This window comes from Kitasatospora sp. HUAS MG31 (assembly GCF_040571325.1).
Taxonomy (GTDB): Bacteria; Actinomycetota; Actinomycetes; order Streptomycetales; family Streptomycetaceae; genus Kitasatospora; species Kitasatospora camelliae.
In genome coordinates, this window is sequence record NZ_CP159872.1 from 227,017 (window position 1) to 249,556 (window position 22,540).

The window sequence follows — 22,540 nt, forward strand, 5'->3', positions numbered from 1 at the left end:
CACAGCCGCGCGGGGGCTTCGCGCTCCCGTTCTTCATCGCACACCTCCGGAAGGCCAGACATGTCCCTGCCGCACCCGTCGACCGTTCCACCACAGGTCGTCCCGGTCGAGGCCGACTCCTTGGCCGCAGCCGGTGAGGCGGTCCTCCTCGATGTCCGTGAGCAGGAGGAGTTCGCCGCAGGGCACGCACCAAGCGCGGTGTGGCTGCCGCTCATCGCCGTGGCCGCGGGCGCGGAGCTCCCGACCGCGGCCGGCCGTACGGTCCTGGCGATCTGCCGTTCGGGCAACCGCTCGCAGCGTGCCGTCGACCTGCTGGCGGCGCGCGGCATCACCGCCGTGAACGTGACGGGCGGGATGCGGGCCTGGGCCGAGGCAGGGCTGCCCGTCGTCACCGCACACGGCACTGGTGGACAGGTCATATGACCGCGCTCGTTCTCGCCCTGATCGCCGGCGCCGTCGTCGGCCTGGCACTGGGCGGCCTCGGCGGAGGCGGTAGCATGCTGGCCGTCCCCGCCCTGATCTACCTGCTCGGCTTCACCCCCGCCTACGCCGGCACCGCCGCACTCTTGATCGTCGCCGCCACCTCACTGACCGGCCTGCTCGCCCACGCACGCGCCGGACGGGTGCGCTGGCGCACCGGTCTGTTGTTCGCCGCGGCGGGCCTACCGGTCGCCGCAGCGGCCGGGGCCTTGTCCGCCCGGCTCCCCGCCGCCGTGCTGACGGCCGGTTTCGCGACGCTGGCCGCGGTCGCCGCCTGGCGCATGCTCGCCACCGCCCGAAAGTCCCCGCCGGCTGCCACTCGACAGGACGGCCAGGCACCCCGGCCGAGCATCGTACGGTCCGCCGGGACGGGCGCCGGCCTCGGCGCGGTCACCGGACTGCTCGGCGTCGGCGGCGGATTCCTCGCCGTCCCTGCCCTGGTGTCCGTCCTCGCCTTCACCATGGCCGAGGCCGTCGGCACCAGCCTGCTGGTGATCTCCGCCAACTCCCTCGCCGCCCTCGTCCCGCGGCTCGGTGCGACCGGCGGCCTCCACTGGGCGGTCATCGCACCGTTCACCGCCGCCGCCGTGCTCGGCGCCTGGGACGGCAAACGCCTCGCCGACCGCTTCAGCGGCCGCACCCTGCAGACCGCGTTCGCCGTCGCCCTGCTGGCCGTCGCCGCCCTGATGCTCGCCGACGCTCTCCGTTGACCCCGGCACTCCCCCGGGCACCCCCGGCCCGGGCGGTCCCCCTTGCCCGAAAGGACCCGCCACCCCGTGGCAACGCCCCTGACCGTCGAACAGCTCCACCCCAAGCTGGAGCAGCTCACCGTCATCGACGTCCGCTCCCCCGGCGGTTACGCCGCCGGCCACATCCCCGGAGCCCACAACATCCCCCTTGACCGGCTCGACGAGGCCCTGCCCACACTGCGCAAAGTGGCCGGACGCTCCGAGATCGCCGTGGTCTGCGCCTCCGGCAACCGCTCGGCCACCGCCTGCGAGCAACTCGCCGCCTCCGGCATCACCGCCCTCACCCTGGTCGGCGGCACCACCGCCTGGCACGGACCCACCCCGCCGCCGCGGCTCGCCACACACCACCCCACCCCTCGACCGCCCCCCTGGAACGTCACTTCACCGGATCTGGCGGCGGACCAGCTCGTGGAACAAGCCGTCGGTGTCGGCCAGCAGTCGGGCGGGTGGCCCCTGCTGGACGATCCGACCCTCGGCCATGACGATGACCCGGTCCGCGTCCAGCACGGTGGACAGCCGGTGGGCGATCACGATCCTGGTGCAGCGGAGCGTGCGGGTGCTGTCGATCACCACGCGCTGGGTCTCGTTGTCGAGCGCGCTGGTGGCCTCGTCGAAGAACAGGATGCGCGGGCGGCGGATCAGGGCCTGGGCGATCATCAGGCGTTGCCGTTGCCCGCCGGAGACGGTAGCGCCGCTGTCGCTGAGCACGGTGTGCATGCCCATGGGCATGCGCTTGACGTCCTCGGCCAGCCCCGCCATCTCGGCGGCGGCCCAGGCCTCTTCGAGGGAGTACGTCCCGGTACCGCGGAGGCAGTCCAGGATCGAGCCGGCGAACGGCTGCGCGTCCTGCAGCACGACGCCGCACTGACGGCGCACCGCCGCCTGGTCGAGGGTCGCCAGGTCCTGGCCGTCGTAGAGCACGCTGCCCAGGGCCGGCCGGTCGAAGCCGATGAGCAGCCGCAGCAGCGTCGACTTGCCGCAGCCGCTGGCGCCGACGACGGCGACGAACTCGCCCGGCGGGATGCGCAACGACACGTCGTCGAGCACCAACGGTCCGTCCTCGGTGTAGCGGAAGGACAGTGCCCTGGCCTCGATCGCGCCGCTGAGCGTGCCGGGCGCCGTGCTGCCCCCGCGTACCTCGGGAGCCTCGTCGAGCACCGGCTTGAGCTGTTCGAACATCGGCAGTACCGAGGCGGTGGAGACGAGCGCGCCGGTCAGCTGGGTCATCGAGACCAGCATCATCGTCACAGCGGTGTTGAAGGTGAGGAAGCCGCTCGGCGAGAGTGCCCCGCGGGCCGGCCCGGCGAGCAGCATGAACACGATGAGCGTGCAGAGCGGCAGACCGACCGCGTCGCAGACCGTGATCAGGTTCTTGATCCGGCCGACCCGCCGCTGCAGTTCGCGGCTGCGCGCGAACTCGCCCGCCCAGGCCGCGTAGGCGAAGCTCTCCGCTGCGGCGACCCGCAGCTTGGGCAGTGCGCGCAGGGTCTGGAACGCCTGGTTGTTGAGCTTGTTGTGGAGCACGGTCAGCCGGCGCTGCCACCGCAACTGCCGCAGCCCCAGCCCGAGGGACACCGCGCCGAGGACGACCAGCACGGCGAGCGCCACCAGCGCCAGCGGAAGGCTGTACCAGAGCAGGAGAACGAGGTTGACCGTGCCGACCGTCACGGCGTGGACGATCACCGAGCCGGTGCCCGACAGCACCCGGCGGATGCCGCTGATGCCCATCGCCGCGGTGGCCAGCTCACCGGTGGAGCGCTCCGCGAAGAACCTCGCCGGCAGCCGCAGCAGCCGGTCCCACACCGCCGGTTGCAGGGTGGCTTCGAGGCGCCCTTCGATGCGGACGATGGAGATGTTCTCCATCAGCATGAAGGCGGCGCCGACAACGGCGGTGGCCACGATCGCCAGGGAGGTCTGGACGATGAGGCCGGTCTCGGCGTTCGGCACGTAGTCGCCGAGGATCCGCCCGGTGGCGATCGGCACCATCGCGCCGAGGACGACGGCGACCAGCCCGCCCAGCACCAGGTTGCGCAGGTCCGTCCCGGCGCCGCGCATCGCGAACCGCAGCAACCGCCAGGCGGTCAGCGGCTGTTGTGGCAGCGGCCGGTAGAACATCACGGCCCACGGCTCGAATTCGTCGGCGTTGGCCCTGTCAATCCTCGACCGCGTGCCGCGGGCCGGATCCACCGCCTCGTACCTGCCTCGCCGCCACAGCAGCGCCACCGGGGTGCCGCTCCCGGCCCGCCGGCCCACCAGCGGACCGGCGTTCTCCCGCCACCAGCGCCCGGTGAGCCCGACCGCCCGGGTACGCAATCGCGAACTCAACGCGATCCGCTGCACCGCACCGAGCCGGTCGCCGGACGCACCATCGCCGGTGGGTGCGGTGACGGCGATGCCGGCCGCGCCGGCGACCAACCGGCAGACGGCCAGCGCCGCGTCGTCGGATCCCGCGGGGACATCCGCCGGGGCCTCGCCCGACGTGCCGATGGAGGCCAGCAGTGCCCGGTCCGCCTGGGCGCGAACGGCTTCACCCGCCTTGATGCCGGCCGCCGCGCGGTCCTCGTGGACGCGCTCCGACCGATCGATCCAGCGGTCCAGCGCGAACAGCAACCTGGTCTGCTGGTCGACCAGGCGGTGCCACACCGCGCCGTCGATCAGCAGGTCCCCGGTGCTCTGCCCGTCGAAAGCCCCGCCGTGGCGCAGGCTGCCGGGAGCCACCGACACCCACGCCACCCCCTCGTCGGCCGATTCGCGGGCGCCGGCCGCGAACTGTCCCGGCGCCTGCTCCGGTCGGCCGCCCGCAGGAGCTTCGAACAGAACACGCAGGCCGTGCCCGATGCCGCGGGCGAACGCGTCCTCCAGTAGGCCGAGACCGCCCCCGGGGCCGCGGTTCGCGCCGGTGTCGGCGTCATCGGACCGCACCAGCTCCCCCAGCCGGATCCTGCGCAGCACGCAGCCCTGCAACGGCCTGCCGAGCAGGGTGTGCCGCGGCCCGTCGACCGGGCCGAGCAGCAGGGTGCCCGCCGAGAGCCGGCCGAGGAAGTGCCAGCGCCCCTGTCGCACGGCGTCCACCGCGAACAGGTCCATGGCCCCCTCGGCGATCAGCCACAGCACCTGGGGTCCCTCCAGGGCCAGGCCGCGCGCGGTGGCGTACTCGAGGGGTGTGCCCAGTTCGCCCAAGGCGTCGAGCACCGTGTCGTCCGGCCCGGTGCCGTCGGCCACCGACGGGTGAACGGATGTCACGTCAACGCTCCCTGACCAACTCGGCGTACCGTCCCCCGGCGGCGACCAGGTCCTCGTGCCGCCCACGCTCCAACACCCTTCCGTGCTCCAGGACCACGATCTCGTCACTGTCGCGCACCGTGCTCAGCCGGTGCGCGATCACCACACAGGCACAACCGCGCCGCCGCAGGTTGTCGATGATCACCTGCTCGGTCCCCGCGTCCAGCGCACTGGTCACCTCGTCGAGGACCAGGACGCTCGGATCGCGGACCAGGGCCCGGGCTATCTCCAGCCGCTGCCGCTGACCGCCGGAGAAGTTGCGGCCGTCCTGCTCCACCCGGCTGTGGATGCCGCCGGGGCGCCGGGCGACCACGTCATGAATCGCCGCGTCCTTGAGGGCGGCGATCACGGCGTCGTCCGGTATCGACGGATCCCACAGCGCCACGTTGTCGCGGACCGTGCCCTCGAAGAGGAACACGTCCTGGTCGACGAAGGAGACCGAGGCGGACAGCGCGGCGGGCGGGATCTCCTCCAGCCGTTGCCCGTCGATGCGGATCTCGCCCTCCCAGGGCTGGTACAGACCCGACACCAGACGGGACACGGTGGACTTGCCGCTGCCCGATCCGCCGACGAGCGCGACCTGCTGCCCGGGGCCGACCGACAGGGAGAGGCCGCTGAGCAGCGGTCTGTCCAGCCGGTTGTAGCCGAAGGTGACCTGCTGGAGCGTCACGTGCCCGATCAGTCTGCGCGTGGTCGCGACGCCTTCGCGCCGCGTGCACCGCGGATCCGCCGGGAAGCTCTCGACGTCCTTCAGCCGGGCGACATCGGCCGCGAAGTCCTGGACCCGGCCCGCCACCGCGTTCAGCCGGGTGACCGGCGCGCTGAAGCTGGTCACCAGCGCCTGGAAGGCCACCAGCAGACCGATCGAGATATGCCCCTCCACCGCCCGCAGTCCTCCGATCAGCAGGATCAGCGCGCTGTTCAGCGTTGCGAGGGTGGGGGCGACGACGGCCAGCGCCGCGCTCGGCACACCGAGCCGCTGCTCCCCGACCAGCGTCGTTGCGTGCTGGCCGGCCCAGCGTCGGAAGTACCCGTCCTCGCCACCGGTGGCCTTCATCGTCTCGATCAGCCGCAGCCCGCTGTACGCGGTGTTGGTCAGCCGGGCGCCGTCCGCGCGCAGCTTGTCCACCCCACTACTCCGGATCCGGGTCACCAGACGCAGCGCCACCACGTTGAGCAGCGCGAGCAGCACCCCGATCACCGTCAGCTGCGGGTCGTACGTCCACAGCAGCACCGCGTAGACGATCACCACCAGCGCGTCCACACAGGCGGCGACGAGGTCCCGCGCCAGCGTCTCGGCGACCGCGTCGTTGGACTGCAGGCGCTGGACCAGATCGGCCGGGTAGCGCTGGCCGAAGAACGCGACGGGCAGCCTCAGCAGATGCCGCAGGAACCGGGCGCTGCTCAGCGTCGACGAGATGATGCGCCCACGCAGCAGGTTCGCCTGCTGCAGCGTGATCAGCACGCCGGTCAGCACCACCGTGGCGGCCATCGATGAGAAGATCACCGGCAACAGCGACGTCTGCTGGCCGAACACGAACAGGTCGATGTACGCACGGCTCAGCGCAGGCACCGCCGCACCCACCACGACCAGCAGGAAGCTGGCGACCAGCGCGGCCAGCATCGCGCCCGACGTGCCCCGCAGCCGTGCGGGCAGTGCTCCCCTGACCCCCGGTCTGCGCCCGCCCGGGCGGAAGCCGGCGCCCGGCGCGAAGGTCAGCACGACACCGGTGAAGCTGGCGTCGAAGTCCTCCGGCGACACGAACCGACGGCCCCGGGCCGGGTCGTTGAGGTGCACCCCGCGGCGCCCGAAGCGGCGGCCCATCCCGTCGTAGACGACGAAGTGGTTGAACTCCCAGAACAGGATGGCCGGGGCCGGTACCAGCGCCAGCGCCGCCGGTTCCATCTGCATGCCCTTGGCGTCGAGGCCGTACCCGCGGGCCGCCTTGAGCAGGCTGCCGGCCCGGGAGCCGTCGCGGGAGACCCCACAGGCGACGCGGAGTTCCTCGAGGGGCACATGGCGTCGGTGGTGGCCGAGCACCATCGCCAGTGAGGCCGCACCGCACTCCACGGCCTCCATCTGCAGCACGGTGGGGCTGCGTACGGTCTTCGGCATGCGGCCCTTCGGCATCGGCGAGTGCTCCGAGGGGCTCGCACGGCCCGCACGGCGCGACTCGAGGGTCGGCCGGTCGGGGAGGCCCCGCCCGGGCCCCGCGGCGGAGGGCTGGTTCGGCTGCGGCGGCTGGTACGCGGTCGTGGACCCGTTCCGTCCGGTCATGGAAGGAGCCAATCGATCGGGTGCTGCGCGGGCAGGTGGATGACCCCGCTGACCAGCGTCGGGGAGTCGATCGCGTACGGGGGGCCGCTCGTGGTGGACCATGCGAACCCGGAACTCGTCCCCTCCGAGCGGTCCAACTGGACCATCACGGGCACCGGTTGGTCCTGAGCGGCGAACCGCTCGCCCAGTTGGTCGTTCCCGAGGAAGCCGGTGATCTGCTGGCGCGTCTGGGGAACCCGGCCGACCGTCAGGACGTGCCCGCGCAGCACACCGAAGCGCCGGGCGGGCACCGACTGGACGGTCAGGTCCACCCTCGAGCCCGCCGGGATCGTCGCTCCGCTGCCGCCCGGCACGTACAGCATCGCCACCAGCGGGCTGTCGGAGTACTCGAAGCGGTCCACGGTCGCCAGGGCAGCTCCGGTGGTGACCACCGTCCCGATCCCGGCGACCAGTGAGGTCACCCGGCCCGCGGCCACGGTCCTGACGGTCTGGACGTCCTGGTCGGTGCCCACACTCAGCAACGGCACGTCGCTCGGCAGCCAGTCGCCCTCGTTGGCGAAGACGGCGGTGACCTGGCCCTCCACCGGGCTCTGCAGGACGTAACTGCCCTCCTCGTGGGTCAGCACCCCGGGCGCGCTCAGCCTGGGGGTGACCGAGCCGGTCACGGCCCAGACGCAGCCGGCGGACATCACGACCACGGTGACCGCGAGCACGAGCCACCCCTGCGGCCGGGCGAAGCGCACCGGCACATCGAGTTCCTCGGGCGAATGCAGCTTGGTGAGCGCCTTCTGGCGGAACTTCACGGAACCATTCCTTCGACGGCACTGACCAACGGAAATCCCGAGGCCCCGGAACGCGAGCTCCGGGGCCTGGGACCAGCCAACGGACTTCACACACCGACAGGCCGACTCATCGTGATCCTGCAGTCAGAGGTGACGCCTCTGACTGCACAGGACTTCAGGGGACAGGGATGCCCAGCAGGCAGACCCCCCTGCGAACCGGTCTGCGAAGCGTCAGCGGACCGCGCGGCTCAGTAGCGTTGCGAGACGGGGTGGACGGCACCGCCGGAGATGTTGTCCAGCTCGTCGTCGTCGATGGCCGTGGTCTCGACAGCCTCGACCTGAGGCAGGGGGTCGAGCGTTTCGCCCTGAGGCGTGAAGTTGTCGGGCATGACGTGCTTCCCTTCTTTCCCTGATGCTCATGACTACGGGCCGGCATGTCGGGCGAGCCGGTCAGGCCCGGTCGTTCGACTCCCGAATCCCGGGAACGGCGTACGACTCCCCCATACCGCAGCGGTGTTGAACGGCCTGCTCGTTTCCCAACAGGCTCGGCACCGCGCCGCGTGCCGCCAGCTTATGGATCAAGCTCCTCCGCAAGCATGACGGCGACCACCGAAGAGGTTTGGACACGCGACCGAAAAGCCCCCACGCGCCATGACCGTCACAAGGGCGACCCTCACGGGGGCGGCCCGGAGCCTGGCGGCTGGAGGCCCCGGCACCGGCCGGCGCCGTGGTGTCAAGTGCTGGCGCATCCTCCACCACGCCCGTTGCAGCCCCAGCCGCCTGACATCAGCAGCCAAAGCCGTCCTCACCCTGGAGAGGCAGCGCTGAAAAGGCTCAGGGAATCCCGGCAATCCCGTCGTGGCCGTGTTCGGGAACATCGCGTCGAACTGGGCCCGGCTGACACCGAAGCCGGCCTGGCCCGGCGCCGTTGAGCGGGCCGACTCGGCGGCGGAGGCGGGCAGTGCGAGCGCCGATACGGCCGCCGTTGCCGGATCCCCGCTCTGCTGGCCCCCGCGTTCGACAACATGTTCTCGCGGGCCTACCTGGCCCTGGTCGCAGCCGCGGTCGGTCTCGACGTCCACGCCACGTACGTCGTCCACGACCCTGCGTTCGCCAGCATGCGGCTCACCCTCGCCACCGCACCTGCCGGCCTCCTCGCCCTGCCCCTGCCCGCCGTCTTCTGGGACAGCCCGGTCGAATGGGTCGGCCCCCTGCTCCTCATCGCCACCACCGTCACGGCCGGACTCGGCAACGCCGTCCTCCTCGGGCGGCCGGTCGCCGGCAACCGCGCCTCAGCGCGAGACCGCCGCACCGTCGCGTAGCGAGCTGCGACACCACCCCGACCGGAGACCACCTCCGCCGGGGAAAGCGTGCCGCAGCCAGGATCCGCGCCCTCACCACCGGCCCGAGCCGGGGCCACCAGCGAGCAGATCACCGTTCCGGGTTCGGCTACGCGAGTGCCCTGGGGCTATCCGGCGTGACCGCGCTCTCGGCCATGGCGACCCGCTCTCTGCCAGCGCGGGAGCGTCGGCCTTCTCCGAGACCGGCGCGGGGAAGGTCGCGCGCAGGCTTGGGCGGCACTTGGGCGGCGGCAGGAGAGGCACCCCGGCGCTGCCACCGAGCGGCCCGCCGCCGCTGCGACGGACAGGGCCACCGAACCCGGCCCGGGCCTACCGCTCGGAGCCGAGACTGCGGCCATGGCCGGGTCGAGAAGATCGAGCGCCCGAGGGGCGTGAGATGCCCGTGGGCCGCCCGAACACTAGACTGGATCGGACCTTCCGACCCCCTCGGGGAGTGTGTCATGCCCGCCGTGACCGTGGACAACGTCCTGGATCTGCCGCGTATCGCCGAGCCCGATCCGCAGGTCGCCGCGCAGCGGAGGGTCACGACGGTGACCTCTGCGCCCAGCGGGTTCGAGGGTGAGGGCTTCCCGGTGTACCGGGCCTTCGCCGGTGTTCCGACACGGTCGCTCGACCCGTTCGTCCACATGGACCAGATGGGCCAGGTCGACTACGCACCGGGCGAACCCAAGGGGACGCCCTGGCACCCGCACCGGGGCTTCGAAACCGTCACCTACATGATCGACGGTCTCTTCCAGCACCAGGACTCGCACGGGGGCGGCGGTCTGATCACCGACGGCGCCACGCAGTGGATGACCGCGGGAAGCGGGATCCTGCACATCGAGACGCCACCCGAGGCGCTGGTCGTCTCCGGTGGCCTGTTCCACGGCATCCAGCTGTGGGTCAACCTGCCCAGGGCCAGCAAATGGAACCCGCCCAAGTACCAGAGCATCGAAGGCCCCGAGGTCACGCTGCTGTCCTCTGCCGACGGCGGCGCGCTGGTGCGGGTCATCGCCGGAGACCTCGGCGGACATGCCGGCCCCGGCTCGACGTTCACGCCGATCACTCTCGTACACGCCACCATCGCTGCCGGAGCGCGCCTGCTACTGCCTTGGCGACCCGACTTCAACGCGCTGGTCTACGCGCTGGCGGGACACGGTTCGGTGGGGACCGAGGGTCGACCCCTCGCCGCTCACCAGCTCGCGGTCCTCGGCGCGGGCGACGCCCTGACCGTCACGGCGAGCAGCCGGCCCGGCAGCGACGCGGCCGACCTGGACGTGCTGATCCTGGGCGGGGAGCCGATCCGGGAGCCGGTCTTCCAGTACGGGCCGTTCGTGATGAACACCAAGGCCGAAATCATCCAGGCCATGGAGGACTACGAGGCAGGCCGGCTCGGGGTGATCCCGGACGACGCGATCATGCCGCACACGGCGCGGGGAGCCGATCGTCGCCCGGAACGGTGATGCCAGGGGCATGGCTCCCGGACTCGTCGTTGCGCATCGTCGGCCGATCCGATGTCGCTGTGCCGTCGAATCGGCCCGAGAGCCCCTACGTCCGGCGCGCTGGCAATTCTTCTCGGGCTCGCCAGAAGTCTGCGTCGTGCGCGTCGGCCAGCCACCTCGTCATGCGCTCGGCACATGCTTCGAAGGCCCGGGGTAGCGAGATCTCGTCACCGACGGCGAACTTGAGGACGTCGACGTCATGGGTGCCGTGGTCGGTCTCGCACCAGCAGCCCACGTTGACCGAGGCAGTCACCTCGTGCTGCCCCCGGTCCGTCCAGCCCACCTGAAGCTGGAATTCCAACCAGTCGCTTCCACTCGCTGGCCGGACAACGCACAGGAGGAGGATCACGAATGTCCGGGACTGCGGACCTGTGAAGACCGCATGCGCCGGTTCCCAATCCCACCTCGTGGCGGCAGCTTCGGCCTGAGTGGACGTTAAGTCCCCTTTCTCTGGGTTCGTGATCGCTCGTTCGTGTGAACGCCAGCCGAACTGGCGTGCCGGTCTGGACTCGGGTGATGTTCTGCGGCCCATGGACAGACGGGCGTATCCGAGCGACTTGTCGGACGAGCAGTGGGTGTTGATCGAGCCGATGATCACGGCCTGGAAGCAGGACCGGGTGGCGCGGTCGGCGACCGGGGATCCGGGGGTCTGTGATCTGCGGGAGGTCGTGAACGCGGTCTTCTACCAAAACCGGACGGGCTGTCAGTGGCGCTACCTGCCCCATGACCTGCCGTCCTGGTCGGCGGTGTTCTACTACTTCACGCTGTGGCGCCAGGACGGTCTCGACCAGCGGATCCAGGAACTCCTGCGCTGCCAGGTGCGGGAGAGGGCCCGCCGATTAGAGGACCCGTCCCTCGTGATCATCGACACCCAGTCCGTCCGCGCGGCCGCCGGTGTCCCGAGGACCACGACGGGACTGGACGCCAACAAGAAGGTGTCGGGGCGCAAGCGGGGCTGGCCGTGGACGTCATGGGGCTGATCATCGGGGTCGTCGTCCTGGCCGCCTCCGCTCACGACAACGCCGCCGGCACCGCCCTGCTCGACCAGGCCGCCGAGCGGTGCGGGATGCGACTGGAGAAGGCCCTGGTGGACCAGGGCTTCAAGGACGAGGTCGTCATCCACGGCGCCTTGCTGGACATCGACGTCGAGGTCGTCCGCCGCAACCCCGCCGACCAGGGCAAGGGCTTCGTCCCGCAGCCGAAGCGGTGGGTGGTGGAGCAGACGAACGGCACCCTGATGCTGCACCGGCGCCTCGCCCGCGAGTACGACCACCGGCCCGACACCTCCGCCTCACGCGTCTACTGGGCCTCCACCGCCAACATGGCCCGCCGCCTCACCACACCCGCCCTCAGCTGGCGCGACACCCTCGGACTGGCCGCGTGAACATCGCCGAACTCCTGGCAGACCTCCAGGTCCGGCAGGACGAGGCCGCCACCCGGGCCGCTGAACTGCGCGCCCGGATCGAAGAGCTCGCCGCCGACCTGACCGAAACCGAAGCGCGGCTCACGGACCTGGCCACCGCCCGAAAGATCATCGCGGAGATCACGCCGGCAGGGACCGAACCCGAACCACCCGAGACGAACACCACCTACCAGGCCATCGTGAACGCCTTCAACCAGCACCCCGACCAGGAGTTCCGGGCGCGCGAGCTGCACGAACTCCTCGGCATGCCCACCGACGAGGCGTCCGTCAACATCACCCGCAGCCGCCTCGGACGCCTCACTCGCCAAGGCTTCCTCACCCAACCCGGACGAGGCCGATACCAGAAACGGACTTAACGTCCACTGAGCCGTGCCAACTCCCCGAGCCGCGCGCCGTAGTGATCCAATGCCAGCGGCACACAGCTGGGGGAACAGCGTGCTCAGGGGGTGGCGGCCGCTGCGGGAGGTCTCCGGTCACCGCGTTCTCGGCCGTGCACGGCACATGGCCCCGTGGCGACCACGGCCCAACGGCTGCCCCTCGGCCACGCGTTCAAAGCCACGGCCGGCTCCGATCGCAGCGGTCCGTCCGCCCGGTTGTCTCTTGTCCAGGGACACCGTAGCGGCCGTCCGCTCCCCGGTCGGCCGGTGCGTCGACTCATGCCCCTGTGACGGTGAAGCAGGACGGCTTCCGCTGCGAGATCGCGGTCTTGGCTGTACGGAGGAGATGAACTGAAGATCATGTACCTGCTCCAAACGCTGCCCGATGGCTAGAGCGCACCACCTTCTACGACGAGAACGACAATGTGGGTGGTGGCGGACCCGTTCTGATCGTCCGGAGGACCTGAGCGGCCCTCACAAGGGATGGCGGATTCGCGTGATCGTCGCAACGCTGCTGGTGTCATGCCGTCAGGGCGCCTGCGAACAGCTCGGCCGGGGTCTACCGTCCAGGGTCTTGCAGGGGCGGTTGTTGAGGCGGTCCTCGATCGCTCGTAGGTCGTCGGAGGTGTGGATCGAGAGGTCGCTGCCCTTGGGAAGGTACTGCCCGCAGCCGACCGTCCGTGTTCTCGTTCGTACCGCGCTGCCAGAAGCTGCCGCGGCCCGCACGCGGAGCTCGACGACGGCGGGCCGCTCGTCCACGAGCGCCGCCGCGCACATGCTGTTCGCGGACCGACAGAGCATCCCGACGCACGGCGTGGTTGTCGAGGTCCTCACGGTCAGCGAGGGTGGTCCACAGGTCCGCGTGGGGGCGCGCAGCACCCGCCCGGGTTCGCGGTGGTCGATGGTCATGCCGCAGGTCTTGGAGACTGTTGGAGACCGGGGGTCGGATGCCGTTCACGGGTCATGGCAGGCGTGCGCGTGCCGATGCTGATCCGGAAGCCGGCGGCGATCTGCGCGAGAGTGTCGTGCTTGCGCAGTCCTGCACCGCTGCCAGAGCCATGCCCGCCTCCCGTAGGCGCGTCAGGCAGGTGGGACGGAGCTGATGGCATGTCAGCGCGGCAGTCCGGTCCGCGTGGGCGAGGCGCAGCCGGGCGCCACCACTTGGTCCCCACCACGCCGGCGGTCGCGTGATCCGGCATCGATCAGCCCGCAGACCGCCGCCGCGCCCTCGGGCCGAACTCGGGGCCCCCTGGCCGTCCCACCCGCGAAGGAAGAGGATGGTGCGGCCTGGCCACGTATCGGCGGTACGCCCGCGTCTCGGCCGAGGTGCCCTCGACGACGTCATGCCGGTCGGGGAGCGCCAGGTTTCCCGCGTCCCGTACACGGGTGTTCGTCCCGAACCGATTGCCCTGCAGGCGGCCGGCTACCAGTCGGTGCCGGCTCCAGGGAATCAACTTGGACCGGGCCTGCTACCACCGGGCCGCGGTTGACCTGGAACCAACCTCGCGCTGGCTGCCGAACAGCACGACGCTCTCACGAAGATCACGCACATGGGTGTCCACGTCACGGGGCAAAGCTCAGGGCGTCTCGTTTTCAACGCGTGAAGTCCTGAAAGACCTCCCGCGACCCGGACTACGCCACGAAGAAGGCCCGGGTCGAGCACCTGTACGCGATTGCCGAGGGGCAGGTCGCCCGAGGCTCGCCGGACCTGAGCCGATCGGCCCAGCACGCGGCGCATCCCCATGGTGGGCCGACCTCGACGGGAGTCGTCACAGGGGCGCCGTCGCGATGTGTACGTACTCGCCGAACCGGGCCTACGGATTGCAACCCTGACGATTCATCGGCGAGGATGCCGCCCGGCCGCGCGAGATGACATGTTCGCGCCCGCCGCCGTTGCGCAATACACCGCCGCATCTCCAGCCCCACCCGGGCGCCAACCCAGTCGTCCGGCTGTCACCGGCCCCACCCCGGGCCGTCGCAGAAGGAGTCCCGTTGTTACGAAGATTCACCATTGCCGGCGTCGCGCTGGCGGTGACCCTCGGTGTGGCGGCGCTGCCCGCAGCCTCCGCCGCCACGGCCGACTCCCCCGCCACCGCCAAGGCCCCCGCGCCCACCCCGTTCAGCCTGGCCGTGACGGCTGCCGACAAGGCCGCCAACAGCGGGCTCGACGCTCTGGCCAAGGGCCCGTCCGAGGAGTACGCCCGCGCCCAGGTCACCCCCTGGGTCAACGGCCTCTACTCGGTCGCCTACGAGCGCACCTACCGCGGCCTGCCGGTCGTCGGCGGTGACGCGGTCGTCCTCGCGGACGGCGAGGGCAAGGTCCGCGCCGCCTCCTCGGCCACCACGGCGAGGATCGACGTCTCCACCGAGGCACGCATCAGCGCGGCCGCTGCCGAGCAGACCGGCCGGGCGCAGCTGAAGTCGGTCGACAAGGCCGAGGCGCCCCGCCTCGTCGTGCACGTGGCGAACGACGAGCCGCACCTGGCCTGGGAGACGGTCCTCACCGGCCTCACCGAGACGGCGCCGAGCCACCTGCACGTCTTCGTCGACGCGCTCAGCGGCAAGGTGATCGCCACCCAGGACGACGTGCACGCCGGCACCGGCACCAGCAAGTGGAACGGTCCCAACCCGCTGACCATCGACACCAGCAAAGTGGACGGCAAGTTCACGCTGATCGACGCGAACCGCCCTGGCCTGGGATGCACCGACGACGCCTGGGGGGAGTTCTTCAAGTCCACGGACTCCTGGGGCAACGGCGATCCCACCAGCATTGAGACCGGCTGCGTCGATGCGATGTGGGCGGCCCAAAAAGAGTGGGACATGCTCAAGAACTGGCTGGGCCGCAACGGCCATGACGGCAACGGCGGCAGCTGGCACCTCTTCGTCGGTCTGCGCGATTACAACGCCTTCTGGAACGGATCCAGCGTCAACATCGGTTACAACCAGGCCGAAGAGTGGATCGCCTCGATGGACGTCGTGGGCCACGAGTTCGGCCACGGCATCGACCAGTACACGCCCGGCGGCGGCATCAACAACGAGAACGGTGTCGCCGAAGGCACCGGCGACATCTTCGGCACACTGACCGAGGCGTACGCCAACGAGCCCTCCCCGTACGACACCCCGGACTACCTGATCGGCGAGACGGCCAACATCCTCGGCACCGGCCCGATCCGCAACATGTACGACCCCTCGAAGCTCGGTCACCCGAACTGCTACTCCTCGGCGATCCCGAACACCCCGCACCACGAGGCCGCCGGCCCGCTGAACCACTGGTTCTACCTGATGTCCGAGGGCTCGGCCCCCGGCGGCGGCAAGCCCAACAGCCCGACCTGCAACGGCTCCACGGTCACCGGCATGGGCATCCAGAACGCCGGCAAGATCTTCTACGGCGGCATGCTGCTCAAGACCAGCGGCATGACGTACAAGAAGTACCGCACCGCGACCCTGACGGTCGCGAAGAACCTCGACGCCTCCTGTGGTCTGTTCAACAAGACCAAGGCCGCCTGGGACGCGATCAGCGTTCCCGCGCAGAGCGGCGACCCGACCTGCTCCGGCAACCCGGGCCAGGACTTCTCGGTGTCGGTCAGCCCCTCCACGGGCAGCGTGAACCCGGGCGCCTCGGCGACCGCCACGGTCGGCACCACGACCACCAGCGGCTCCGCCCAGACGGTCAACCTGAGTGCCACCGGCGCCCCGGCGGGTGTCACGGTCTCCTTCAGCCCCGCCTCGGTCAGCTCGGGCGGCAGCTCGACGATGACCGTCACCACCACGTCCTCGGCCGCCCCCGGCACGTACACGATCACCGTGAAGGGCACGGGTGTGGCCAGCCACACCGCGCAGTACACGCTGACCATCAAGGGCACGGGCGGCTGCACCGGCACCCAGGTCGTCTCCAACGGCGGTTTCGAGAGCGGCAGTTCGCCGTGGACCGGGGACACCGGCGTCATCGGCGCCAAGAGCGGCCAGAGCGCGCACACCGGCACCCGGTTCGCGTGGTTCGGCGGCCACGGCACCACGGCCACCGACACCGTCAACCAGTCGGTGACCATCCCGGCCGGCTGCACCAAGGCCACCCTGACGTACTGGCTGCACATCGACACCGCCGAGAGCGGCTCCACCGCCTACGACGAGTTCCAGGTCAAGGTCAGCGGCACCGGCAAGACGACCCTGTCCAACGTCGACGCGGCGGCCGGCTACACCCAGCGCACCCTGGACCTCAGCTCCTACGTCGGCCAGACGGTCACCCTGACCTTCACCGGCACCGAGGACTCCAGCCTGAAGACCAGCTTCGTCCTGGACGACGTGACCCTCGACGTCTCCGGCAGCTCGATCCCGCCGGCCGACGGCACGCGTACGCCCGGCAAGCCCGCGTACACCGTCAGCCTCACCAGCGACTCCACGGGTCAGAACTGGACCGGTCACGAGAGCGTGGCCTTCACCAACGCCTCGGCCACCCCGCTCGGCGAGGTCTACCTGCGGCTGTGGGACAACTACCACGGCACCTGCCCGACCACCCCGATCACCGTCACCAAGGTGACCGGCGGCACCAGCGGCGGGCTCAGCGTCAACTGCACCGCCCTCAAGGTCACCCTGCCCACCCCGCTGAACCAGGGCCAGTCCACGTCGGTCGGCTTCGACCTCTCCATAGCCGTGCCGAGCGGCGCCGACCGCTTCGGCCACGACGGGGCGTTCAGCTTCATCGGCAACGCGCTGCCGGTGCTCGCGGTTCACGACGGCGCGGGCTGGCACCTGGACCCGTACACGGACAACGGCGAGTCCTTCTACTCCCTCGCCGCCGACTTCACGGTGACCCTGGACCACCCCACGTCCCTGTCCGTCCCGGCCACCGGCACCTCGGTGGACACCCCGGGCACCTCCGGCCGTACGGTCACCAAGGCCACCGCGACGAACGTGCGCGACTTCGCGTGGGCGGCGGGCCCGTTCACCAAGATCTCCGGCACCTCGACCGCCGGCACCAAGATCAACGTGTACTCGGTCTCCGGCATCAGCACCTCCGACGCGCAGTCGATGCTGGACACCGCCAAGTCCGCCGCGGACGCCCACGCGGGACGCTTCGGCGCCTACCCGTACGGCGAACTCGACGCGGTCATCGACGACGACTTCTGGTTCGGCGGCATGGAGTACCCCGGCTTCGTCCTCGACCAGGTCAGCACCACGGCCCTGACCCACGAGATCGGCCACCAGTGGTTCTACGGGATCGTCGGCGACGACGAGTACACGAGCCCCTGGCTGGACGAGTCGTTCACCGACTACGCCACCGACCTCGCCCTGGGCAAGACCGGCACCGGCTGCTGGAACAACGTCTCCTGGACCTCCCCGGACGAGAAGATCACCAACTCCATGGCCTACTGGGACACCGACTCCTCCCGCTACGCCACCGTGGTCTACGGCTACGGCAAGTGCGCCCTGCACGACCTGCGCCGCCTCATCGGCGACACCGCCATGGCCAAGCTCCTCAAGGACTACACGACGAACCACTGGTACGGCATCTCCACCACCGCCGACTTCAAGGCGGCGGCGCAGGCGGCGACCACCACCGACCTGACCTCGTTCTGGTCGACGCACCGGATCGAGGGGTGATGCGGTCCGCACCCACGCGGTGAGCCGAGTCCCGTCGTCCGCCGCCCCGTTCCGGCCCGCCTCGCGCGGATCCGGGACGGGGCGGCGGTACGCGCACCGGGTCGACGCCACCCTGGTCACCCGCCACTCCGGGAACGAAGAACCTCCGGCCGGACGATGCAGGTCTTCGCCCGGGCCGCCCAGGACCGTTCCTCCTTCTCCGCTCACGGGTTCCTGTTCCGGCGCCGGAGCGGTGACACAGTCCCTGACCGGCAGCCCGGTTCGGGCGAGGGGAGCCGGTCCGCTGTCGGTGAGCCGTCCGAGCCGGTCCGGCAGTGTTCCGGTCGCTGGCGCAGACGCTCGGCGGCCTGCGGGCCCTGCCGGTCGGGGGGCGGTGACGACCCGGCGTGCGGCCTCGCGCGGGGACGGCCCAGGGGCGCGGGGTCAGGGTCCGAGTGGGGGGCGGTGTCCCGGGGCGGCGTTGTCCCGGCGTTCGCCTGGCCGGTCGGGGTCCGGGTGAGCGCCAGCGGGTGGTGGGGCGGTGGTGGTGGCGGCCGAGGGGGTGGGGTTCAGGGTGCGGGCGGCGCGGAGGGCGGGCGGGCCGGCGAGGGCGACGGCGGCCAGGGCGCAGGTGCCGAGGAGCCACAGGGCCGGCCGGACGCCGACGTGGTCGCCGAGGGCGCCCGCGGCCAGGGCGCCGAGCATGGTGGTGGTCGAGACGATCATCTGGAGCGCGGCCGTGGCGCGGCCCATGGCCTGCTCGGCGATGTCGGCGGCGAGGACCGCGCCGAGCGCCACGTTCGCGATCGCCCCGAAGAAGATCGGCAGGCCCAGGCCGAGCGCGGCCAAGGCCACGGCGACGGGCAGGGGCCCGCCCGCGAGCGGCAGGAGCAGCGAGCTGGGGAGCGCGGCGGCGAAGCAGGCCAGGGTCACCGTTCGGGGGTCGCTGCCCGGACGGAGGAGGCGGGCGGCGACCGCGGAACCGGCGAGCCCCATGACACCCGACAGGACGAACGCCAGCCCGTAGACGCCCACGGGCAGGTGGACGGTGCGCAACAGGAAGGGCCCGGTGAGGGTCTGACTGCCGGTCAGGGCGGCGGCCGGAACCGTGATGAAGACGAGCAGGGCGCGGTGGAAGGGGTGGCGGGCGAAGAAGGTGAGTCCGGCGGCGGCGGTGCGCAGCGTGATCGGTTCGGCCGGGCCGGGGCGGTGGGGGGTGCGGTCGGGGGCTCGCATGGCGAGGAGGGCGAGGGCGCTGATCAGGTAGCTGCCCGCGTCCACGGCCAGGGCGGCGGCACTTCCGGCCAGCGCGATGACGGGCCCGGCGGCGACCCGGCCGACCAGCGCCGCGCCGTACTGGCCGGCCTGGAGCCGGGCCCGGGCCGGGCCCAGGGCCTGCGTGCCGACGAGGTGGCGCAGGTGGAGGAGGTACAGGGAGCCGAGCAGGACCGCGATGAACCCTTGGACGGCTCCGAGGACCACGAGCCAGGCCAGGGACGCGACCTGGTGGGCGACCCCGAGCGCGAGAGCGGCGAGCGCGAGGGCGGAGGCGGTGTCCAGGAGCAGCATCGCCCGACGCGGACGGGTGATCTTGTCGGCCAGCGCCCCGGCCGGGAGCCCGAGGAGGATGCCGGGCAGGGTGGCCGCCGCGCCGAGCACACCGATGTCCCCCGCGGTCGCGTTCAGGTCGGTCAGGGCCACGACCGGCAACGCGATCGCGCTCAGGGACGTACCGAACGCGGACGCGGTCTGCCCCCACCAGTAGAAGCGGACGTCACGTCCCGCCCCGGATACACCCGGAACCGGGGGCGCACTCACGACCGGACCGCAGACGACGACGCGGGCAGTGCGGCAGGGCGCGGGGTGGCGGGGTCGTCGAGGGTGAACAGCGGGTCGGGGCGGGGCTGGAGGAGCTGGGTGAGGAAGAGCAGCACTCCGGCGGAGCCGCTCCACAGGTCCGCGCTGTGGCGCAGCATCCCGTGGCCGAGCAGGCGGGTGCCGGTGGGGTGCGGGAGCGCGTACTTGAACAGTCCGCGGGCGATCCGCTGCGCCTCGCACCGGCTGTCCGTATCGCCGGTGGCGGCCGCGTGGTCGGTGAGGGCCAGGCCCAGGCCCGCGAAGCCCTGGAAGAGTCCGGGCATGGCGGTGTACGGGATGCGCATCGCCGCCAGCAGGCGGGGCATCGCGGCGGCGAGGCGTTCGTCACCGGTGGCCTGGAGGTAGCGGGTGACGGGGAGCAGCATCCCGGCGGAGCCGGCGTAGAGGTAGGGCATGTCACGGCGGTCGGTGGCGGAGATCGGGAAGGTCATCGCCACCTCCCGCGGGTCGCTCTCCCGGTCGAGTTCGGCGTGCAGCAGGCGCAGGCCGCGCTGGAGGTGGCGGTCGTCGCCGGTGGCGCGGGCGAGGTGGTGGAACATCAGAGCGATGCCGGGCCGGCCGTGGACCAGGCCGGTCGGGTTGTTGTCGCCGAGGAGAACGGTGAGGCGGGCGTCGTCGTCCGGTATCGCCCGGGCGAGAGCGAGAGCCCGGTCGAGGTGGTGCTCGTCCCCGGTGTGGTGGTGGAGGGCGAGGTGGCCGAGCGCCAGGCCCGCGGATCCGCCGAACACGGTGGCACTCTCGGCGAGAAGGGGATGGCGGTCGGCGGCAGCGAGCAGGTCGCGGGCCTCCTCCAACAGTCCCTGGCCCGCCAGCACGTGGGCGATCCCCGCGGAACCCACGTACAGGCCGGGAGCGAGGTCGTCGGCCTGGGCGAGGGCCTGGCGGCGCAGCCGGTCGAGCAGGCCCTCGGGCAGGGGCCGACCCGCGTGGTGGAGGGCGTGCGCGACACCCGCGGCGCCGTAGGCCACACACAGGGTGTTGGTGCGGTAGCCGTCCGCGATGGTCGGGAACATCCGCTCACCGTGGCCGACATCCGCCATCGCGAGCAGCGCGTCGCCCACCGAACGGTGCAGATCGGCAAGGTACCGGGCCGGCTCCGCGGCGAGTTCCCCGGGCGTGGGCAACCGGAAGCCCGAAACAGGAGCGGCGGGGGCGGACGCAGGTTCGGGGGCGGCCGCTTCGGGTCCCGGGGCGCTGAGTGTGGCGCCGGTCGGCGTGTGGTACTTGGTGACGCGGCGCCACAGGCCGTCCGGGAGCGGGCCGTACCGGCTGATGTCGGCGTGGAGATGGGCCAGCGCGTCCGGGTTGCGGCGCACCACGTGGTGGAAAGGGCCGAGCAGCAGCAGGGCGAGGGCCGAGACACCGTAGTCGTCGTGAACCGCGAGGTCCTCCCCCACCAGCGCGCGCGGCGGCGCGTAACCGGGGGTGCCGATCAGGGCGCGGGACGCGCCGGGGCGCTGCGCGGCCTCGAAGTCGACGAGCCGGACGGTGTCGTCCTCGGCGACCAGGACGTTGCCGGGGCTGACGTCCACGAAGAGGTAGCCGCACGCGTGCAACCGGGCCAGCGCGTCCTCGACACCGGCGATGAGCCCTTCACAGCGCTCGAAGTACGCGGCGACCTGCCCGGCCGTCCGACCGACCCGCACCAGCGGATTGTTCACGGCCATCCAGGAGTTCAGCGCCCGGCCGTCGACGAGCTCGCTGACCAGGTACTCGTGCCCCGACTGGCGGAAGTAGGCGATCGGCTCCGGCGCCAGCCCCGGGGCCTGTTCGTGGAGGACCCGCAGGGTCTCCCACTCCCCCCGCAGCCTGGCCTGGGCATCCAGACCGTCGTCCTCGAACGCGATGTGCGCCCGCGCCTCCTTGATGAACACCGCCCGGCCGGTGGCCTCCTCACGTCCCAGGTAGGCGCCACCGGCGTTGCTGTGACGCACCGCCGACTCGAAGACGAACCCACCGAACGCATGCGAGGCCGCCGCGGGCGCAGGTGCGGGAGCGTCCGCGGAGGTGGGGGCCGGCGCGGGCCGACGGAAGGGATCCGTGATCTGGTCCGGAAGTCGGGGGGTGACTCCGCGCCGGTCCTCCACCAGTCGGCCCGCGCCGTCTCGGACCAGCAAGGTCCGGGAACCGTCCGCCCGCAGGCGGGTCCGGGGAACGAACGCCCCGTACCGGTAGTGCACCGTCCCGGAGGTCCGGTAGCGCCGGTCGGAGAGGATGCGCGGTCCCTGCTCGCCGGCGAGGGCCGAGTCGAGCTGTTCCATCAGCCGTTCCGCCGCCTCCACGTCACGCGGGTAGGCGGCGATGAACTTCCCGGCCTGCGGGCGCGGCGCGTGCTTGTGATGGGTCCACCAGTAGAACAGGCGGGCCGACAGGTGCTTGAACGCCACGTCCTGCTCGAAGCAGACCCGCGCGGCGATGTCCAGGACGGGGCCCAACCGGTCGGCGCGGGCCGACACATGGACCTTCCAGCCGTCCTCGACCCCCCGGAGCTTCTCACGGAACCACATCGTCCAGATCCCGGACTCCACACCCTGCCACCCGTCCGGAACCCCGGCCGGACGGAACACCTCACCCCGCGCCACGGTGGTCTCCAACGGCGCGTAGAACTCCGGGTCGGCAACAGCGAATCCGAGCGGCTGGTTCATGACCTCTCCAGAACAGGACGAACGACAGGGTCCGACAGACAGGCGACGACGGACGACCAGGCACCCGGCCCCCGCCACAGGCGGCCGCCCCAGGGACGACCGGGCTGCGCCCAACACCGCCGTACCGATGGACGGGGCAGACGCGAAGCGGCGCGCTCGACGTCCCCACAGGGGCGAGCGCGCCGCCGGCCAGGTCCATGCGGGACACCGGACCGCCGAGCTCA

Annotated in this window: 13 protein-coding genes and 3 pseudogenes; 8 read left to right on the top strand and 8 right to left on the bottom strand. The window is 71.5% G+C overall.

What is annotated here, in order from left to right; all coding sequences use genetic code 11:
• The first annotated feature begins 60 nt into the window (after nt 1–60).
• From ABWK59_RS01055 to ABWK59_RS01065, 3 genes and pseudogenes are all read left to right on the top strand, one after another.
• Nucleotides 61–423: a rhodanese-like domain-containing protein gene (locus ABWK59_RS01055; RefSeq protein WP_354637291.1), complete on the top strand. Its 363-nt coding sequence runs from the start codon at nt 61–63 to the stop codon at nt 421–423.
• On the top strand, nt 420–1,190 hold the full coding sequence (locus ABWK59_RS01060) for a sulfite exporter TauE/SafE family protein (RefSeq protein WP_354637292.1): 771 nt from the start codon (nt 420–422) through the stop codon (nt 1,188–1,190). The genes ABWK59_RS01055 and ABWK59_RS01060 overlap by 4 nt, the downstream gene beginning before the upstream one ends.
• Nucleotides 1,191–1,256: 66 nt before the next feature.
• Nucleotides 1,257–1,529, top strand: a pseudogene (locus ABWK59_RS01065) (rhodanese-like domain-containing protein); the annotation flags it as partial.
• An 81-nt stretch (nt 1,530–1,610) separates the two neighbouring features.
• On the opposite strand, the gene ABWK59_RS01070 reads toward ABWK59_RS01065, so the two are convergent.
• The 4 genes from ABWK59_RS01070 to ABWK59_RS01085 all read right to left on the bottom strand — a co-directional run bounded on the left by ABWK59_RS01070 (nt 1,611) and on the right by ABWK59_RS01085 (nt 7,960).
• A complete protein-coding gene (locus ABWK59_RS01070) occupies nt 1,611–4,472 on the bottom strand; it encodes an NHLP bacteriocin export ABC transporter permease/ATPase subunit (RefSeq protein ID WP_354637293.1) in 2,862 nt (953 codons plus the stop codon).
• Between the two features lies 1 nt (nt 4,473).
• Entirely contained in the window at nt 4,474–6,627 is a 2,154-nt protein-coding gene (locus ABWK59_RS01075) for an NHLP family bacteriocin export ABC transporter peptidase/permease/ATPase subunit (protein ID WP_354637295.1), read from the bottom strand.
• Between the two features lie 158 nt (nt 6,628–6,785).
• On the bottom strand, nt 6,786–7,592 hold the full coding sequence (locus ABWK59_RS01080; RefSeq protein WP_354637297.1) for an HlyD family efflux transporter periplasmic adaptor subunit: 807 nt from the start codon (nt 7,590–7,592) through the stop codon (nt 6,786–6,788).
• 227 nt (nt 7,593–7,819) lie between these two features.
• The gene (locus tag ABWK59_RS01085) at nt 7,820–7,960 is read right to left on the bottom strand and encodes a hypothetical protein (RefSeq protein ID WP_354637299.1); all 141 of its coding nucleotides are present in this window, start codon (nt 7,958–7,960) and stop codon (nt 7,820–7,822) included.
• Between the two features lie 615 nt (nt 7,961–8,575).
• Between ABWK59_RS01085 and ABWK59_RS01095 the strand changes: the two genes are divergently transcribed.
• Nucleotides 8,576–8,893 (top strand): SCO4225 family membrane protein, encoded by a 318-nt coding sequence (locus ABWK59_RS01095; RefSeq protein WP_420492899.1) that lies wholly within the window; start codon nt 8,576–8,578, stop codon nt 8,891–8,893.
• Between the two features lie 479 nt (nt 8,894–9,372).
• Nucleotides 9,373–10,374 carry a pirin family protein gene (locus tag ABWK59_RS01100; protein ID WP_354637303.1) on the top strand — a complete coding sequence of 334 codons (1,002 nt, stop codon included), beginning with the start codon at nt 9,373–9,375 and terminating at the stop codon, nt 10,372–10,374.
• 85 nt (nt 10,375–10,459) lie between these two features.
• Here ABWK59_RS01100 and ABWK59_RS01105 read toward each other — a convergent pair whose 3' ends face one another.
• Nucleotides 10,460–10,714 carry a hypothetical protein gene (locus tag ABWK59_RS01105; RefSeq protein WP_354637305.1) on the bottom strand — a complete coding sequence of 85 codons (255 nt, stop codon included), beginning with the start codon at nt 10,712–10,714 and terminating at the stop codon, nt 10,460–10,462.
• Nucleotides 10,715–10,943: 229 nt separating this feature from the next.
• On the opposite strand from ABWK59_RS01105, the pseudogene ABWK59_RS01110 reads away from it, so the two are divergent.
• Together ABWK59_RS01110 and ABWK59_RS01115 are read left to right on the top strand one after the other, a co-directional pair.
• Nucleotides 10,944–11,797 (top strand): annotated as a pseudogene (locus ABWK59_RS01110) (IS5 family transposase).
• Entirely contained in the window at nt 11,794–12,192 is a 399-nt protein-coding gene (locus ABWK59_RS01115; protein WP_354637307.1) for a hypothetical protein, read from the top strand. The pseudogene ABWK59_RS01110 and the gene ABWK59_RS01115 overlap by 4 nt, the downstream one beginning before the upstream one ends.
• Before the next feature lie 541 nt (nt 12,193–12,733).
• Here the strand turns inward: ABWK59_RS01115 and ABWK59_RS36570 are convergent.
• Nucleotides 12,734–12,919: pseudogene (locus ABWK59_RS36570) on the bottom strand (transposase); the annotation flags it as partial.
• 1,286 nt (nt 12,920–14,205) lie between these two features.
• On the opposite strand from ABWK59_RS36570, the gene ABWK59_RS01120 reads away from it, so the two are divergent.
• Nucleotides 14,206–17,814, top strand: a complete 3,609-nt coding sequence (locus ABWK59_RS01120) for a M4 family metallopeptidase (RefSeq protein WP_354637308.1) — start codon at nt 14,206–14,208, stop codon at nt 17,812–17,814.
• Between the two features lie 423 nt (nt 17,815–18,237).
• Here the strand turns inward: ABWK59_RS01120 and ABWK59_RS01125 are convergent, their stop codons facing one another.
• Both ABWK59_RS01125 and lanKC read right to left on the bottom strand, forming a co-directional pair.
• Complete coding sequence (locus ABWK59_RS01125) at nt 18,238–19,611, bottom strand: MFS transporter (protein ID WP_354637310.1); 1,374 nt, start codon at nt 19,609–19,611, stop codon at nt 18,238–18,240.
• The gene (gene lanKC / locus ABWK59_RS01130) at nt 19,608–22,316 is read right to left on the bottom strand and encodes a class III lanthionine synthetase LanKC (RefSeq protein ID WP_354637312.1); all 2,709 of its coding nucleotides are present in this window, start codon (nt 22,314–22,316) and stop codon (nt 19,608–19,610) included. Before lanKC ends, ABWK59_RS01125 begins: the two co-directional genes overlap by 4 nt.
• Between the last annotated feature and the right edge of the window lie 224 nt (nt 22,317–22,540).

Bases quoted from the DNA above. Each gene is read 5' to 3' on its own strand.
- ABWK59_RS01055 (WP_354637291.1), top strand. From the start codon at position 61: ATGTCCCTGCCGCACCCGTCGACCGTTCCACCACAGGTCGTCCCGGTC.
- ABWK59_RS01060 (WP_354637292.1), top strand. From the start codon at position 420: ATGACCGCGCTCGTTCTCGCCCTGATCGCCGGCGCCGTCGTCGGCCTG.
- ABWK59_RS01075 (WP_354637295.1), bottom strand. From the start codon at position 6,627: ATGCCGAAGACCGTACGCAGCCCCACCGTGCTGCAGATGGAGGCCGTG.
- ABWK59_RS01085 (WP_354637299.1), bottom strand. From the start codon at position 7,960: ATGCCCGACAACTTCACGCCTCAGGGCGAAACGCTCGACCCCCTGCCT.
- ABWK59_RS01100 (WP_354637303.1), top strand. From the start codon at position 9,373: ATGCCCGCCGTGACCGTGGACAACGTCCTGGATCTGCCGCGTATCGCC.
- lanKC (WP_354637312.1), bottom strand. From the start codon at position 22,316: ATGAACCAGCCGCTCGGATTCGCTGTTGCCGACCCGGAGTTCTACGCG.